Here is a 17,516-nt window from a genome sequence, read left to right as displayed (position 1 = left end):
TAATATGAATATTTTAGAATACATTTTACAAAATAAAACACAAATTATATCATTATTGATTGAGCATATCAGACTTACTTCAATTTCAGTTGGCCTAGCAATTTTAATAGGTGTTCCCCTAGGAATTCTAATTTCCTATGTCAAGAAGTTAAATAAACCAATTCTTGGAGCAGCAAATATTATTCAAGCTATACCTAGTATGGCTTTATTAGGATTTTCCATACCATTTTTAGGTATAGGAACTCTCCCTGCAGTTACAACAGTAATTCTATATTCCTTGTTGCCTATAATCAAAAATACTTATACTGGGATTTCTAATATTAACCCACAGACAATTGAAGCCGCAAAAGGAATAGGATTGACAAAATTTCAAATTCTAACAAAAATTCAAATTCCATTAGCTCTCCCTGTTATAATGGCTGGAGTTCGAATTTCTTCTGTTACTGCTGTTGGCTTAATGACCATTGCTGCCTTTATAGGTGCCGGTGGATTAGGTTACCTTGTATTCTCTGGAATAAGAACTGTGAATAATAATCAAATACTAGCTGGTGCAATCCCAGCATGTATACTAGCTTTAGCTGTAGATTTTCTAGCTAGTATTGTTGAAAAACTAACAACTCCAATCAGTTTACAAAAGGTTAAGTCTAATACAAAAAAAGATTTCATGAAAACTCGTAAAATGCAAAAAGGAATATTAGCAATCTCAAGTATTTTTATTATTCTAATATTTATATTTTCTGCAATTACTAATGTTAATACTAACTCAAAAGTAATTACTGTAGGGAGTAAAGATTTTAGTGAACAAATGATATTAGGCCACATGGTTTCAGATTTAATTGAAGAAAATACTGATATTTCAGTAAATCGTAAAATAAATCTTGGTGGTACTCAAGTATGTTTTTCTGCTTTAAAATCTGATGACATAGATTTATATATTGAATATAGTGGGACAGCTTATGGAGATACCTTAGGCAATCCTCCTATAAGTGATATGGAAAAAGTATATGCTACTGTAAAAAATGATTTCAAAGAAAAATACAATATTGAAGTTTTAAAACAAATGGAGTTTAATAATACTTATACCTTAGCTGTTGAACAAGAAACAGCTGAAAAATATAATTTAGAAAGTATTAGTGATCTTTCACTCATTGCTACTAACCTAAAGTCTGGAACTACCTTAGAATTCTTAAACAGGGATGATGGTCTTCCTGGACTAAGCAAAAAATACAATTTTTCATTTAAAGATTCTATAGGCCTTGATGGTTCTCCACGATACACTGCTTTAATCAGCAAAGAGATAGATGTGGTAGATGCCTTCGCAACAGATGGATTGCTAAAGAAATTTAAATTAAAGACATTAAAAGATGATAAGAACTTTTTCCCACCCTATTATGCTATGCCTATAGTTAGAGGTGAAACTCTTAAAGAGTATCCAGAAATAATTCCTCTATTGGAACAATTATCAACTATCCTTAATGATGACATCATGATGGAACTTAATTATAAAGTTGATGAACTACAGATGGAACCTAATGATGTATCCCGAGAATTTTTAGAAAAACAAGGTTTAATATAAATATAATAACTTTTTATTACAACTAATAAGTTATATATTAAATTTCAAATACAAGAGACTGTGCAGAATAGATTAAAAATCACTCTGCAACAGTCTCTTTTTCTCATTAAGGTTGTTTTACTTTATTTTTATCACTTGTCCTGGGTATATTAAATTTGGATTTGATATATTATTAAGCTTAACAAGAGTTGAAGTAGTAGTATCAAACCGCTGTGCTATCTCACTTAAAGTATCCCCCGATTTTACAGTATAATAGGATGAACTACTAGCATTACCTTTAGATGAAGAACTACCTGATGGTAATACTATTTTTTGTCCTGGATATATTAAATTAGGATTTGATATATTATTAATACTAGCTAGAACTTTAGTTGTAGTTCCATATTCTTGTGCTATACCGCTCAAAGTATCTCCTGATTTTACAATATAATAGGATGAATTACCGGTATTACCTCCTGTTGAAGAACTACCTGTTGGCAATATTATTTTTTGTCCTGGATATATTAAATTAGGATTCGATATACCATTAATAGATGCCAATACTTGATAGGTTGTATTATATTTTTCTGCTATTCCACTTAAAGTATCCCCTGATTGTACTGTATAGTATTTATCATTTTTACTATTATCATCTGTACTTGGACTTTCTGGTATACTTTGTCCATTTAATAATATTCCCTCATTGAACTCATTTAGGTCACAATTTCCACTTACACCGGGGACTTGTCCAGTACTTGAAAATTGAAAACCAACCCATTGATTCCATATTGGATTACTAGCAGGTTTGCTTACCCCATATTCAGCAATCCATAAAGGATATATTCCTAACCTACTATCTAAACTAGTTCTTGCAAAATTAGTATAGGTATAAACTACGATACCTTTACTAGTTAGTCTCTTAACCTCTTCTAAAAATATTATTGCTGCACTTGTTAAAGATGTCTTATTTAAACCATTAGTCTGTTCTATATCTATAGCTAGTCTACAATCAAATTCTCTATTTCCAATGGTATTTACAAAATGCCTAGCTTGAGCTTTAGGATCTATTCCTCCTAGAAAGAAGTGATAAAATCCAACCTTCAAACCCTGCTCTTTAGCATTTTTATAGGATGAAGAAAAATAATTATTAACATAGCTTATACCTTCCGTTGCTTTAATATAAACTATTTCTATCCCACCGTCTTTTACTTTTTTAAAATTTACATTTCCTTGCCAACTACTTATATCAATCCCCTTATAATTACTACTATTTCTACTTTCCATAGAAACACCTCCTCTCTATATAAATATGCTCTTTATTAATTTATTCTACTCTCTATTATAATTTTTACATTATATAACTAACTTTAATATGATGACAGTATTATAACAACTAAACACATTATAAAAATAGCTATTTGACTTTTAGAATGTCAAATAGCTATTTTCTATTTTACTAATTATTATTTTGTGATACCTTCCATATCCTCTATAATTAAATCAGCTGCTTGAAGTCCAGCTCCACCCACATACCAAGCTTGAGCATTTAGATAAACTATATTTCCATTTTTATATGTGTCTGTAGTTTTTACTAATTCATTCTCTATTACTTCCTTAGCTGCTGAATAATCTTCTGATCCACTTGTTCCTGCTGACTTATCAACTACAAAAAGATAGTTTGGATTTTTAGCTAATAAGTACTCATAAGTTATATTTTGACCATGCTTTGATACTTCTATATTCTCATCTGTTGGAACAAAGCCGAACTTTTCAAATATAATTGAAAATCTTGATCCTGCTCCGTATACACTCATAGAACCATCTGTAATTATAGTAGCTAAAGCATTAAACCCTTGCTCTTTTATTTTTTTGCCTACTTCTTCAACTCTTTTATTAAGTTCTTTTAATTTAGATGTTGCTGCATCTTCTTTCCCAAATATTTGTCCTATTATGTTTACATTTGACTCTAATGACTCTAAATACTTTGTAGTATCTGTTCCTAATTGTATTGTTGGAGCTATAGCAGAAAGTTCCTCATAATAATCAGCTTGTCTACCTTCAATTATTATTAAATTCGGTTTGATCTCATTGATTACTTCTAGACTAAATTCTTTTAATCCACCTAAATCTGTATATTTTTCTTCCTTATATTCTGAAAGATAAGTTGGCAGGTTTTTCTTTGGTAATCCTACTAATCCTTTTATATCTAATGAATCCATAATATCTAAAGATGCATAGTCTAATACTACTACTTTTTCTGGATTCTTAGGTACCTCAGTTTCTCCAGCAGTATGGATTATTTTTATAGTTTCACCTTTTTCCCCTTCATTATCTTTGTTACCAAGTTTTGTAGCTGCAAACACACCAATTAAAGCAACTATTGCAACTCCTACTATTATATTAATTTTTTTCTTATTCATTTGTTTCACCTATTCCTTTCATCTATATCCAATTAATATTTTCCTTATATCTTAATATTTATTTATAATAAATTTCTTTAATTTTGAATTTAAGAATAAATTATATTTTATTGTTATAGAAATCATAGATTTCTTTTTCTCGCTTTGCTCGTAAGGATACTCCTTGTCACCTTACTATTTGAAACTTACTCCTTTTCGTTACACTCAAATGAGTAAGTTTCCATAATTAAATCATAGATTAAAATGGTCACTTAAGTTCGACCAACCAAATCATAGATTTGGGGTCTCTCTTAGAAATATACGCAGATGTTGTTTCCGTTTATATTCTTTATGTGAAAATCTATTTCATATACGTCTTCTAAAACATCTTTTGATATTATGGCATCAGTTATATCATCTTTAACTATCTTTCCATCTTTAAGAATAACTATTTTATCTGAGTAAACTGATGCAAAATTTATGTCGTGCATAACTATCACTACAGTTTTTCCAAGATCATCCACTAGCCCTCTTAATACTTTCATCATCTGTACTGAATGTTTCATATCTAAGTTATTTAATGGTTCATCTAATAGTACATACTCTGTATTTTGAGCTATTACCATAGCAATATATGCTCTTTGTCTTTGTCCACCGCTAAGCTCATCTAAATATCTATCTTCAATATCCTTAAGTTGCATATATTCTATGGCTTCATCTACATACTTTGTGTCTTCCTTTGTCAGTCTACCTTCGCAGTGAGGGTAACGTCCAAAGCTAACTATTTCCTTTATAGTTAATCTTACATTTATATTGTTAGATTGTTTAAGTATAGCTATTTTTTTAGCTAGTCCCTTAGTGTCCCATTTTTCTAACTCCCTACCATCTATAATAACTTCGCCTTCATCTTTCTTCATAATACGAGATATCATTGATAGTAAAGTACTCTTTCCTGCTCCATTAGGTCCTATGAAAGAAGTAATCTTACCTTTTTCTATGTTTAAAGATACATTGTCTACTACTGGATTATCTCCATACTTTTTAACTATACCTCTAACTTCTATCATTTATTTTCCCTCCTTCATTAAAAGATATATAAAGTAAATTCCACCAATAAAATTAATTATTATACTTACTGTACTTCCAAAGTTTAATATTCTTTCCACTATGAACTGTCCAGCTATTAAAGCAATTATACTTATCAATATACTTCCCGTTATTTGATAACTATGTTTATATGTATTAAGAAACTGATAAGATAGATTAACCACCAATAATCCAAGGAAGGTTATTTGTCCAACTAAAGCTGTAGATATTGATACTAATACTGCTACAACTATTAATATTTTTTTAGAAAATCTATCAAAATCTATTCCTAAGTTTATAGCTTGATCTCTTCCCAAAAGCATAACATCTAATTTTTTTACATCATCATAAAATAATACAAAAATGATTAGTAAGGCTATTACTGATATTAACAATATATCCGTATTAACATTAGCAAAGCTAGCAAACATTTTACTTTGTAATGTTTCAAATTCATTTGGATCAATTATTACTTGCATAAAAGATGTCATACTTTTAAACAAGGTTCCCAATACTGTTCCCACCAATAGCAAAAAGAATATATTACTATTTCCATCTTTCTTAAATAATATTTTATAAAGAACTAAAGTTCCAACTAACATTATTGTAACTGAAACCATAAAATTCACATTTCTGTTTATCATAAATATACTTGATGCTCCGAATAAAAACACGGATATGGTTTGTACAAACATATATAAGGAATCAAGTCCAAGTATGCTTGGCGTTAGGATTCTATTATTTGTTACTGTCTGAAATATCATAGAAGAAAAGGCTATTGACCCTCCAGTAACTGCTATAGCTATAACCTTAGGTATTCTCTTTGATAGGTTATAATCCCAGTTTATACCATTTAATCCTTCAAACAAAAATAAGCCAATAACAAATAATGCAACTATTCCAAGTATATATAACTTTTTTTTATCTATATTATCCTTCATTTCTATTCCTCCTAAATATCAGGTAAAGGAATATAATACTTCCTGTAACTCCTACAGTAAGACTTATAGGTACTTCATAGGGATGAATTACAAGTCTACCTATAATGTCACATGCTAGTACAAATATTGCCCCAAACAAAGCTGTATCCCAAATATTCTTACTAAGATTGTCCCCTTTAAATATAGATACTATATTCGGAACTATTAATCCTATAAAAGGTATATTCCCAACAGTTATTACTACTAAAGCTGAAATCAATGCAACAATTATAACTCCAATATTGGCAACCTTATTATAGTTAATCCCTAAATTTGATGAGATATCCTCCCCCATTGCTATAATAGTAAATTTATTAGCATACAAAAGTGCTAATATTAATAATGGTATAGTCAAATAGAGGAGCTCATAATTTCCCTTTATAATCATGGAAAAATCTCCTTGGAGAAAAGTTCCCATACTTTGAACTAAATTGTTTTTATAAGCAAAGAAATCTGTCATAGACCCTATAACATTTCCTACCATTATTCCCACTAGAGGTATGAATACAACATTTTTCATTTTTATGCTTTTAAGTATTTTCATAAATACAAAGGTTCCCAAAAGGGCAAATATAAATGCTGTTATCATCTTTTGCATCAAAGTTGCTGATGAAAATAGTAGCATAGAAACTAGTACCCCAAGCTTTGCTGAGTCTACGGTAGCTGCTGTACTTGGAGAAACAAATTTGTTATTACTAATTTGCTGCATTATAACTCCACCAACGCTCATTCCTACTCCAGCTACCACTATACTAATAAGCCGCGGCAATCTAGTTAAAATTATTATATTCATCTTACCCTGGTTCCATTGCATTATATCTGTAATACTTATATTTTGAACCCCTATAAATATTGAAGACATACACAGTATTATGAATAAAGGAATTAAATATTTCTTTTTCATATTTCCTCCAAAACTTTATTACGTATCCTAAATATCTTTATGTATTAAATTATGTGATATTCTTAAACACTTATATATACTTGATGTAACAATAAAATTACATTATTAATTGAAATATAATTTTAATTAATAGTACTTATCACTACTTCATAATAGCTTAATTGATAATCATTTTCAACTTCTTAAGACTTAAATACACTTGATTAAATTACTCAAAATTCTCCATTCTCCATTTTTCTGTATTTTCCTTATATATTTGTATTGAACTTTTATATTGAAATTTCGTTTTTACATTTTAGATAAGATAAATTTTATTGTCAAAAACAACAAATAATAATGTTCATTTACATTGGTTGCATATAATAGTAAAATTCTAATTGAGATAATTAGAATTTTAAAACTATATTCACAATAAACATAAGTTAATTTGTAATTATTTAAGTTTTAAATGTACAGAGGGGATTATTTAAATTATGAGTAAAAAAGATGTTTTTCAAAAAAATGGTGTGATTTTATTGTTAGCTTTACTATGTACCTTACTTTGGGGAAGTGCCTATCCATCTATAAAGATTGGCTACTCTTTATTTTCTATAGGCGAAAATGATATTTTTAGTAAACTTCTCTTTGCAGGCAATCGATTTGCTTTATCAGGTCTTCTAGTAATTTTATTAACTTGGATAATTCAAAAAAAATTTCCTTTTCCTAAAAAAGAGGCCTTAAGTCATATTGCACTACTTGGGTTTATTCAAACTACTTTAGAATATTTATTTTTCTACATAGGACTTTCTCATACTACCGGTGTTAAGGGGTCCATATTAAACGGTACCGCAACCTTTATGGCTGTAATTCTTGCTCATTTTATATATTCAGATGATAGATTAAATTTCCAAAAGATTTTAGGATGTATTGTTGGATTTATGGGAGTAGTTATAATTAACTTAGGTGGTAAAGTTGGAAGTGGTTTTACCTTTACTGGTGAAGGATTTATTATTCTTGCTGCTGCTTCCTTTGCAATTGGATCTCTTATAAGTAAAGAAGCAGCTAAGAGAGAAGATAGCATGATAGTCACAGGATGGCAACTACTCTTTGGAGGGGTTTTACTTGTAATTGTAGGCGCACTTGGAGGTGCACGAACCTCTATACCTTCTACTGAAGCTATGCTATTACTTTTATATCTCTCACTTCTTTCTTCAGTGGCTTTTACAATATGGACTATCTTATTAAAGCATAATAATGTTGGTAAAATTTCTATATACAATTTTTTAACACCTGTGTTTGGTGTTTTTCTTTCTGCTATATTTTTAAAAGAATCTATTTGGCATTGGAAAAATCTGTTGGCACTTGTATTTGTATGTGTTGGAATATATATAGTAAATAAACCTAAGGTTAAAAATAGTTAACTAAAATTAATAGACTCTACGAACTAATTATTCATGGAGTCTATATTTTAAATATATTCAATCTATAATTATTATACTTTACCTATAAATATTTATTTTTATATTCATCACAATACTCCATTTTAGTTATGGAATAGCATAGATCATCATATATTCTTCCATCATAAGTTTCGCTAGCCATTCTTAATGTTCCATCATATTTAAATCCACACTTTTCTATAACCCTTTTAGATTTTTGATTTCCGTGATAATGATAACAAGATACTACTTCACATTTTATTTCTTCGAACAAATATTTTATTACCCTATTTACTGCTTCAGTCATAATTCCTTTTCCCCAATATTCTTCTGAAAGTACATATCCTATCATTCTTGCCTTTAATAAATTTCTTTTCACATCTCTATGATTACCAATTGAACCAATTACCCTATTATTTTTCTTATATACAATTGCCCATACCTCATTATTCTTTATAAATGACTGAAGTATACCTTTAGATATTTCTTTATTCTTATGGGGTTTCCATCCTGCCATAGGACCAACATTAGGATTTTTAGAATACTCATAAAAATCATCTAAATCCGCTATTTTCCAACTTCTCAAAATCAATCTTTCTGTTTCTAGCAACTTCATATTCCCACCTCTTAGATTCTACAATTTATTCCTTAGCCTTTTAGTTTATATTTTATATAAATTATATGTTATGGCAATGACACTATATGATAAATATAACATAAATACATTTTAATTACTTTATTTATTGGCTTAATTCCCCAATCCACTCCTTAAAAAATAAAAAAGAACTTTGAAATTTCAAAGTTCTTTTTATATTTTAAAACCTATCTATCTTCAAAATTTAGTGCCTAAATTATATTTTGCTACTAAATTCTTCAATAAATTATATACCCTTTTTCCAAGCATTAACATAATAAAATAATTACCTACCATATGAATTAAATCATAGGGTATTCCATTTATCCAATAAGTTAAAGCAAAGGTTTTAGAGACTGTAAAGATATATGGTATTGAATACAGTGCTCCAAATAACATTCCAAACACACCGGATATTATACTCCAACCTAAAAAATTTTCTTTAATTATTTTTCTAAATAACAGCACTACTAGTACTAGCATAGGCCAAACAATCCAGTATCCAAACCACCAAGTTCCCATTCCACTAACAAGACCTAGTAAAAAGTTAAATACCACTACAACTACTAATGCTCTTCTGCCTAATACTAAAGTATATATTACCAGTAAAAAAGATACTGGTTCTATATTAGGTATTCCACTCATCATAACTTGTAACACAAGCATTAGCGCTCCAAGTAATGCCAATATTATCAAATCTTTAGTTTTATACATATTACCAACCTATTGTAAGTATAAGTTCTATCTTATCACCATCTTTTATAGCAGTATCATCTATACCAGTTTGGGAATCTTTTCCATTTATTTTTAAATTCCACCACTCTTGCTTGTTAGCATCTGCATTTAGTCCATCTACTCCAGTTATAAATCTAGTAGCTTGAGATGTATCAGCTACAATTATCTTCATTTCATCTAGTGCTTTTCCTAGAGTTTCTGCATTAGTTGAATGTGTATAAGTTTTTTCATAATTATCCTTTTTACTTATAACTGTAACTTCTATAGTTTTATCTCCTTCAACTCTTTGCTTTGCATTAAAATTTTTGTAGATAAAAAATCCACCAATTGCAATAATTATAACTATTAAAGAAATTATTATTGATTTCATATTTTTTTTCATATCTTTACCTCCTAAGAAACAAAATAAACTCCCTTTCAGTAGAGAAAGAGAGATTTTACTGACTACTAATAATATATTTTATGTAGCAACTCCATTTACATGCTATCATATATATTTTATAAAATCAATGTATTCTAATTAAGTCATATAACATACTATCAACCAAATAATTATTTATTACTCTTCTTAATCCTTATACTAATATCTATATATTAATTCGATATACTGAATTTACACCTATAAATTTTTCTTTATTTAACTTTATGTTTAAAATTATTAACACAAAGTTAATATTCATGAAATATATTTTATGTTTTTATAATTTTCTTCATAATTTTTTCATAAAAAAGAAGTATTAGTTATATATGTATTTATTCTTGTCTTAATTTAAATAAAAATGATAAATTTCAATAAAAACCAACATATTTTTTATTAAAACAAATTTACTTGTATATACTAACTTTTTTTATATTTACTAACATATATGCTATATTAGTTATGGATATGTGTGGTATGAACATTAATTATAAATTATGAGTATACTTTATAATTAAAATATTTAAAAAATTTTTAATTGCAATGTACCCATTTATCCATTTTTTATCCGCGGATATGTTTATCATAAATTATAAATTGTAATTTATTAACACATTATAATGTTGAGGTATATAATTTTTATTTTATTCTATTGAATTTTATGCTAGTGAGGTAAGGAAAATGAAAATTAAACTAAATAACTATTCTGATTTAAAAACATATTTATTAAGTGAAAATTTATACTTTAGTTATAACTTATCTATACTTACACTTATTTCAAGTACATTGTTATTTATAATTAATATAATTGATGAAATTCCTATAGTGATTAACAATATCTATCTCTATGCCATTATAACTATATTTTTAGTTGTTTGGTTATTAGTTTATAATTTAATTCCTATAAAATATCAAACAACTTTTATATATAACTTATTATTTAATATTTTTCTTTTTGGTGGTACGTACTTATCTTTATATTCTTGTATTTCTCTTCTTGAAGTTAATGGAAGTATCACTTTTTTTTTGATTTTGATTTTTGTAATAAATCTATTTTTCTTAATAGATTTTAAAAAATCTTTATTAGTACTTATCCCTTCATCATCCATTTATATATTTAATATGATGAATATTTTAAATTATAGTAGCACTGCATGGAAAAATTTATTTGATATAGGTTTGTATTTAATATTAGGATTTTGCTTTTCTATAATTAAATTTAGACATATGAAAGAGAGTTATTTAAGTAATAAAAAATTACTTGATACTATGTCTGATTTGAAAAAAACTAACAATAAACTTATGTCTCATGAGAAAGAGCGTACAAACTTCTTTGCAGATGTATCTCATGAACTTAAAACCCCTATCAATGTTATATATAGTGCCGATCAACTTCTGTCTCAGCAATTAAAAAATCCAAATCTAGACTTAAGCAATGCAGAGAAATATACTAACTGTATAAAACAAAATTCTTTTAGACTTATACGACTTATTAATAATCTTCTTGATTTAACTAAAATTGAAGCTTCTACTTTTAAAGTTAATCTTGAAAATATTAATATAGTTTATTCTGTAGAAAATATCGTAGACTCAGTTGTAGATTTCATTAAATCTAAAGAAATAAACATTATTTTTGATACTGCTATGGAAGAAAAAATTACTGCTATAGATGAGGATAAATTAGAAAGAATTATTTTAAATCTCTTATCTAATGCAGTAAAGTTTACTAATCCAGGCGGAACAATTTTTATTGATATCTCTGAAGATGATAATAATACTATTATTTCCATTAAAGATACAGGTATTGGTATAGATGATTCTATGAAAAGAAAAATATTTGATAGATTTGTACAAATTGATAAATCTAGTACGAATAATTCTGAAGGTACCGGCATAGGCTTATCCCTTGTAAAATCTCTTATGGTTCTACATGATGGAGATATAACTTTAGAAAGCAAGGTTGGTGAAGGTAGTAAGTTCACTTTATATTTCCCTAATAAAATAGTAAAATCTGACCATTCAAAAGATTCAGCGCCTCCTTCAATTAGATCCTACAATAACAAAATAGAACGAATTCAAATTGAGTTTTCTGATATATATCAATAAAACTCTTTGCCTTTAAATTTTCTTAATAAAATACTATTAATTATAATTAAAATACTTTTTTTCTACTAAAGTATTTTTTATTTTAAAATAGTCTTAAATAACTAATATAATCAGCTATTTAAGACTATTTTATTTCTATTAAAATCATATTAAAATAAATAAGTAATACATCTATTACTATACTAAATTCTGTTCTATGTTATTTAATATATTCTTACATAGCCATATAATTATAAAAGATATGAACATATTCCATGCAAATGTAATTATTATTGAAATTGTTCCTATATCAAAGATAATTGCTACAATTACAGAACCTATAATTCCTGGTAGTGCAATTATTATCAATGCAAGTATTGTTAAAAACATTAATAAGCCTTTCCCTGTAACTTGTTTGAATATTTTTTGAGACAATACATCTCCTGCTATAAATAACATTCCAAATCCCAATCTTGATATTATACATACTAATATTTCTATAGGTGAAGAACCTAATATGATTCCCGCAATAACAAATAGTATAATCCCATCTACAAAACACTTTATTAAGTTTTCAGAAACTATATATAGAAGTTTTTTAAGTGGACTTTCAGGAATTAAATATACATAATGCATTTTTAGTTCTCTAACCCAGCGCCCTGCAAAAGTCATAAATAATTGAATATATGTGGCCATAGCAAAGGTAGCCATTATACTTCCTATGTCCTTCATTGTTAATGTAAATATGACCACAACTACTATTTGAATTAAAGTAGTATTGTCTAAAAAGAATTTTCCTGCTCTCCTATTTTCTAACATATGCTTAAAAAAGAATACAGAAGCTCCTCTTCCTTTATTTATTCCAACATTTTTTAATTTTATCTTCTTAGTATCTTTAACTTCTACTATTCGGCCTTCTTTTGCATCTTCCACACGTTTATGCATAGTTTCTGTAGCTTGAAGTACGTCTTCATAATATTCATTTTTACTTTTCATAAGAATAACTATAGTTAATACTACGCCTATAAGTGTTGCTAAAATATACATTAACGCATTAGAGGTTTCGCCTATCAAAATACCATAAATTACTCCTTTTATCCACCCTACAAAAGGAATAAATTCTAGATAACTTACATTTATCCCATTAACTATAGCTCCTATACCTCTTCCACCTTCTTTTATATTAAATAGAATAGAAATTATTAAAGGTAATACTAGGAGATAAATTAAAATCTTTACTGCTTTCTTTTTACCGTCATCTCCGCTAGTAATTGAATAAATAGCCATAGATATGATACTACTTATGAAAACTAACATAAAATATCCTAGGAATATTACTATTACACCTAGCGGATTTACTCCATACCTCTGTTTAAGTACACCAGCTTGAAATAGTATAAAGATGGATATAAATAAAGATGTACCTAACTGTCTTATAAGTCCATATATAAGTACTTTTTTAGATGATATGGGAGAAACAAAGAGTAAGTTTACATCAGACATTTTAAAAAATGTAGCTCCTGATGATAATCCTTGGATAATTTGAGTTGTAAATAAAAACATAAATAGTGCATATATTATTGCTCCTAGCTCCGCAATTGGACTTAAGTTATTTACATCAACATTATTAGAAGTTTTAGCTGAGGTTATAAAAACAAAAACCATTAAAGCTATCAAAATTATATATCCTATTAATTTACCAGGATGATTCTTTAAATCCTTTATTCGATTTTTTAAGGTTGTTCTCCATAGATAAATTATTCCTTTCACTACTGATCACCCTTTCCTTCAGTGATATGAAAGAATAATTCTTCTAATCCTTCATTAGATTTTTCAGCATCTTTTTTTACCCTTGTTGCCGCAATCTTTCCATTCATCATGATATGTGCTACATCCCAGAACTCTTTCACACTATCAATCATATGAGTACTTATTATCATTGCTGCACCTTGATTTTTTAATTCCATTATTAATTCTTTCAATGCTTTAATTCCATGGGGATCAAGACCTACTAAAGGTTCATCAAAAATTATAACCTTAGGTTTTGGAAGTAATGCACAACAAATACTTACCTTCTGCTGCATTCCTTTAGAAAGTTCTTTCCCAAACTTTTGTTTTTTGTCATCTAGTTCAAATATCCTTAACAGTTTTTCAGCATATTCTCTCCAGTCAGTAAGATTATAACCTCGTGCAATAAATTCTAAATGCTCTTCCACTGTTAACATATCATATAGTACAGGTACTTCTGGTATATATCCAATTATTCTTTTAGCTTCTATGGATTTATTATCAAAACCTTCTATGGATATATTTCCTTGAAATCTTAATAGTCCGCATATACATTTAATAATAGTAGATTTTCCAGCACCATTAGGCCCTAAAAGTACTGCTATCTCTCCATCGCCCACTTGAAAACTTATATTATCATTAGCAACAAATTTTCCATATTTCTTCGTGACATTATTTATAACTAACACCGAAATCACCATCCCTTAAAGTTTAACTTAATACTAGATTTTTTACTAAATATAGTTACCCACATTTGCACTTGAGTTTAATTACTAATATTAACATTTTATACAATAACCATTGTAATTACAAGTATAGATGATAAAATGTTAACAATTCATTCTAATACAACTAATAAAGTGGCTTTGTTGAAAATTTCAGTAATAAAATAATAGGTTTTAAAAGCAGAGCTTCTAAAACCTATTATTTTATATTGACATTGTTAAATATGTTACATAACTAGCCACTATTGCCATACTCGCTAATACATAAGGTAACGAACTTGATACCTTATGTATCTCCTTTGCTTGTTCTTTTTTTATCTTTAACATACCATAAGCAACTACAGTACATATAAATCCAAATATTATTAATAAGTATCCTTGGTTCGATGGTTGATAAATAGATCCTTTTATATATAGTATATCAGCTAAAAACAATATGCAAAAATTAAATAAATTACTTCCTACAATGTTTCCAATCATAGCATTAAAATTACCTTTTTTAGCTAAAGATATAGAAGATGTTAATTCTGGAAGAGAAGTTGCAACTCCAAGGAACAATGCCCCCGCCAAGGTAACCCCTAGGTTTAACTCCTTTGCAATCATATCTGTTACTATAGTAATACCTATACTAAACACAATTAATCCTATACTTAATAGTGTAAACCTCACATATATTTGCTTTACTGTAAGATTGCAATTACTTTCTCCACTATCTTCTGGAGATTCATCCCCTGACATAGCCTTAACACCAAAGATATATAATAGCATAATTGCTATAGAGAATATGCTTACACTAAAAAATGAAAATTCTCTTCCAATATAATTAGCAACAAACACTATTACATAAATCACCATTAAAAGTTTCAGTGTATTCCTATGGCTTGATGTTACTACAGAGCTTTTGAATCTCTTAACTCCTACTAAAACTAATACTGCTAAAATAGTTAAGTTAAACACATTACTACCAAGAATATTACCTGAAACCAATTGTACCTCATTCAAAAATATAGTAGATGAAATACTTGTAAATAACTCTGGAAGTGAAGTTACTGCTGCTAACATAACACCTCCAATAAAAGCTCCTGATAAATTTGTTTTTTTATCAAGCTCGTCTACATAATAAGACAATTTAATTGAAAAACCAATTACAAATGCAGCAAAAATTCCATATAAAGCGTATATCATTTTCATTCCTCCTATGTATTTTAACAAAATAAAAGAGACTTATATTCTAATATCAGAATATAAGTCTCGTCTTTTAAGATTAAACCAGAATATTAAATATCCAGTATGTTGACCTAATCCCATGAAGTCATTTAATACTTCCTGCTAACTACTCCCTTAATATATAAATTATTATATTATAACCTGTACAACGTTTTAATCATACCATTTTTTAAATGTTATATCAACTAAAAAACTTTATAAATTACGTAATTAAATTAAAATAAATTAAATTTAACCTTTTATAAATCCTTTATTGAATTAAGTAGTAAATTATATCTTCTAATGAAATGCCATGATAAGATTTTTTAATATTTTCAAACTTTCTTCGTAAATTCCCCTTAATATTTTCAATATATGATATAGTAAAAGGCAAGTATTTAGAAATTTCTTTTACATACTCCTTTGAAAAATAATTTTTGTTCATAACAATAGCAAAGATTATCATTAAAATACAATTATCTTTTATTAATTTTTTCAAATCTTCAATATTTTCCCCTTTAAAACACGTTGCATCATCTAATACATGGATAGTTAGATTAATAAGTTTATTAACAATATTATCTAGATGATATTTTCCTGCTAGTTGAGACATTATAGTCATATGTTTATTCTCATAATCTATCCTTACATCTTGCAAATCATCGCATAATTGAAGCAGAAATCCATACCCATAGGTAAAAATCTCCTCTTCTTTGTTTAAGCTTCCATTTATAAGATAACCATCCACAATAACAGATGCTCCGCCCTTTTCAATAGATATATCTAGCATATCCCTTTCATAGGGGTTACTTATACCTTCTTGCTGTATTAGGCTTTTTACTTGCCCTTCATGAATTAATAATAGACCTTGAAAAACTTTTGGATAATCATTTCTATTAAAAACAGATTCTATATATTCAACTAACTTAAACACTTGCTTTTCATGAGAATTTCTCCCCTCTATCTCTTCACCACATAGTCTTTTATAAAACCTGTTATTAAATTCTTTCTTTTCTTCTATTGATATATCTAAATTATCTAAATAATTGTCAGTATATGGATATAGCATGCTATATCCAAAAGTAGCCATGGTAAATGATATATCCATATCCTTCATCTTTTGAAGAAGACTAACAATCCACACATTTCTCATAGCTTGACCAATATCTTCATAATTCATTTCTTTATCAAAGATCTTACACTGATTTATAAATACCTTAGTGTTTGCAAAAAACTGATCCTTCATTTTTTTATCTATGGTTCCTAGCTTAAATAATTCTTCTCCCAATATCATATTTTCAAGATAAGAGTTACTATTTTTCTTCCATAATTCTCTATTCTCTTCTTCCAAAGGAAACCTTTCAATAATTTTAATAAATTCATCAATAAATTTCTCAAACTTTTTCTCATTTTTCTTCTTCTTAATATATCCATTAGCTTCTAAGGGAATATCTACACATGTAGGCATACTCCACCATATTTCTTTATATAAATTTTTTAAAACCTTAATATTTCCCATATAGCTTTCACCTACATCACTATTTATGATAATCATCTCCTTAGATACCATTTACTTTACAAAT

At 27.7% G+C, this 17,516-nt stretch carries 15 protein-coding genes; 3 read left to right on the top strand and 12 right to left on the bottom strand.

Going from position 1 to position 17,516, the window contains the following annotated elements; translation table 11 throughout:
• The first annotated feature begins 4 nt into the window (after nt 1-4).
• Complete coding sequence (locus B3086_RS03380) at nt 5-1,576, top strand: glycine betaine ABC transporter substrate-binding protein (RefSeq protein WP_346847509.1); 1,572 nt, start codon at nt 5-7, stop codon at nt 1,574-1,576.
• Nucleotides 1,577-1,693: 117 nt separating this feature from the next.
• Here B3086_RS03380 and B3086_RS03375 read toward each other — a convergent pair whose 3' ends face one another.
• The 5 genes from B3086_RS03375 to B3086_RS03355 form a co-directional block, all read right to left on the bottom strand.
• The gene (locus B3086_RS03375; RefSeq protein ID WP_346878242.1) at nt 1,694-2,839 is read right to left on the bottom strand and encodes a LysM peptidoglycan-binding domain-containing protein; all 1,146 of its coding nucleotides are present in this window, start codon (nt 2,837-2,839) and stop codon (nt 1,694-1,696) included.
• A 179-nt stretch (nt 2,840-3,018) separates the two neighbouring features.
• Nucleotides 3,019-3,975, bottom strand: a complete 957-nt coding sequence (locus B3086_RS03370) for a siderophore ABC transporter substrate-binding protein (RefSeq protein ID WP_346847511.1) — start codon at nt 3,973-3,975, stop codon at nt 3,019-3,021.
• 290 nt (nt 3,976-4,265) lie between these two features.
• Nucleotides 4,266-5,021, bottom strand: coding sequence for an ABC transporter ATP-binding protein (locus tag B3086_RS03365; protein WP_346847512.1), 756 nt, complete (start codon nt 5,019-5,021; stop codon nt 4,266-4,268).
• Nucleotides 5,022-5,981 carry an iron chelate uptake ABC transporter family permease subunit gene (locus tag B3086_RS03360; RefSeq protein WP_346879627.1) on the bottom strand — a complete coding sequence of 320 codons (960 nt, stop codon included), beginning with the start codon at nt 5,979-5,981 and terminating at the stop codon, nt 5,022-5,024.
• Nucleotides 5,971-6,924: an ABC transporter permease gene (locus B3086_RS03355; RefSeq protein WP_346878239.1), complete on the bottom strand. Its 954-nt coding sequence runs from the start codon at nt 6,922-6,924 to the stop codon at nt 5,971-5,973. Before B3086_RS03355 ends, B3086_RS03360 begins: the two co-directional genes overlap by 11 nt.
• A gap of 473 nt (nt 6,925-7,397) precedes the next feature.
• On the opposite strand from B3086_RS03355, the gene B3086_RS03350 reads away from it, so the two are divergent.
• On the top strand, nt 7,398-8,324 hold the full coding sequence (locus tag B3086_RS03350; protein ID WP_346847515.1) for a DMT family transporter: 927 nt from the start codon (nt 7,398-7,400) through the stop codon (nt 8,322-8,324).
• An 82-nt stretch (nt 8,325-8,406) separates the two neighbouring features.
• Here B3086_RS03350 and B3086_RS03345 read toward each other — a convergent pair whose 3' ends face one another.
• From B3086_RS03345 to B3086_RS03335, 3 genes are all read right to left on the bottom strand, one after another.
• Entirely contained in the window at nt 8,407-8,958 is a 552-nt protein-coding gene (locus tag B3086_RS03345) for a GNAT family protein (RefSeq protein WP_346847516.1), read from the bottom strand.
• Between the two features lie 216 nt (nt 8,959-9,174).
• Entirely contained in the window at nt 9,175-9,690 is a 516-nt protein-coding gene (locus tag B3086_RS03340; protein ID WP_346847517.1) for a hypothetical protein, read from the bottom strand.
• 1 nt (nt 9,691) lies between these two features.
• Nucleotides 9,692-10,093, bottom strand: a complete 402-nt coding sequence (locus tag B3086_RS03335; protein WP_346876568.1) for a DUF4430 domain-containing protein — start codon at nt 10,091-10,093, stop codon at nt 9,692-9,694.
• Between the two features lie 1,068 nt (nt 10,094-11,161).
• Here B3086_RS03335 and B3086_RS03330 point away from each other — a divergent pair.
• Nucleotides 11,162-12,235: a HAMP domain-containing sensor histidine kinase gene (locus B3086_RS03330; RefSeq protein WP_346892774.1), complete on the top strand. Its 1,074-nt coding sequence runs from the start codon at nt 11,162-11,164 to the stop codon at nt 12,233-12,235.
• 177 nt (nt 12,236-12,412) lie between these two features.
• Here the strand turns inward: B3086_RS03330 and B3086_RS03325 are convergent, their stop codons facing one another.
• From B3086_RS03325 to B3086_RS03310, 4 genes are all read right to left on the bottom strand, one after another.
• On the bottom strand, nt 12,413-13,984 hold the full coding sequence (locus B3086_RS03325) for a putative ABC exporter domain-containing protein (RefSeq protein ID WP_346847521.1): 1,572 nt from the start codon (nt 13,982-13,984) through the stop codon (nt 12,413-12,415).
• Nucleotides 13,984-14,691 carry an ABC transporter ATP-binding protein gene (locus tag B3086_RS03320; protein ID WP_346847522.1) on the bottom strand — a complete coding sequence of 236 codons (708 nt, stop codon included), beginning with the start codon at nt 14,689-14,691 and terminating at the stop codon, nt 13,984-13,986. Before B3086_RS03320 ends, B3086_RS03325 begins: the two co-directional genes overlap by 1 nt.
• Before the next feature lie 240 nt (nt 14,692-14,931).
• Nucleotides 14,932-15,912: a cation transporter gene (locus B3086_RS03315; RefSeq protein WP_346847523.1), complete on the bottom strand. Its 981-nt coding sequence runs from the start codon at nt 15,910-15,912 to the stop codon at nt 14,932-14,934.
• Between the two features lie 292 nt (nt 15,913-16,204).
• Complete coding sequence (locus tag B3086_RS03310; protein ID WP_346879630.1) at nt 16,205-17,452, bottom strand: hypothetical protein; 1,248 nt, start codon at nt 17,450-17,452, stop codon at nt 16,205-16,207.
• Nucleotides 17,453-17,516 lie beyond the last annotated feature (64 nt).

The organism is Clostridium sp. UBA871, assembly GCF_002295255.1.
In the GTDB taxonomy this organism is placed as follows: domain Bacteria; phylum Bacillota; class Clostridia; order Clostridiales; family Clostridiaceae; genus Clostridium_J; species Clostridium_J sulfidigenes.
Note: the sequence above shows the minus strand (reverse complement) of the source record. Positions and strands in the feature narration are given on the sequence as shown.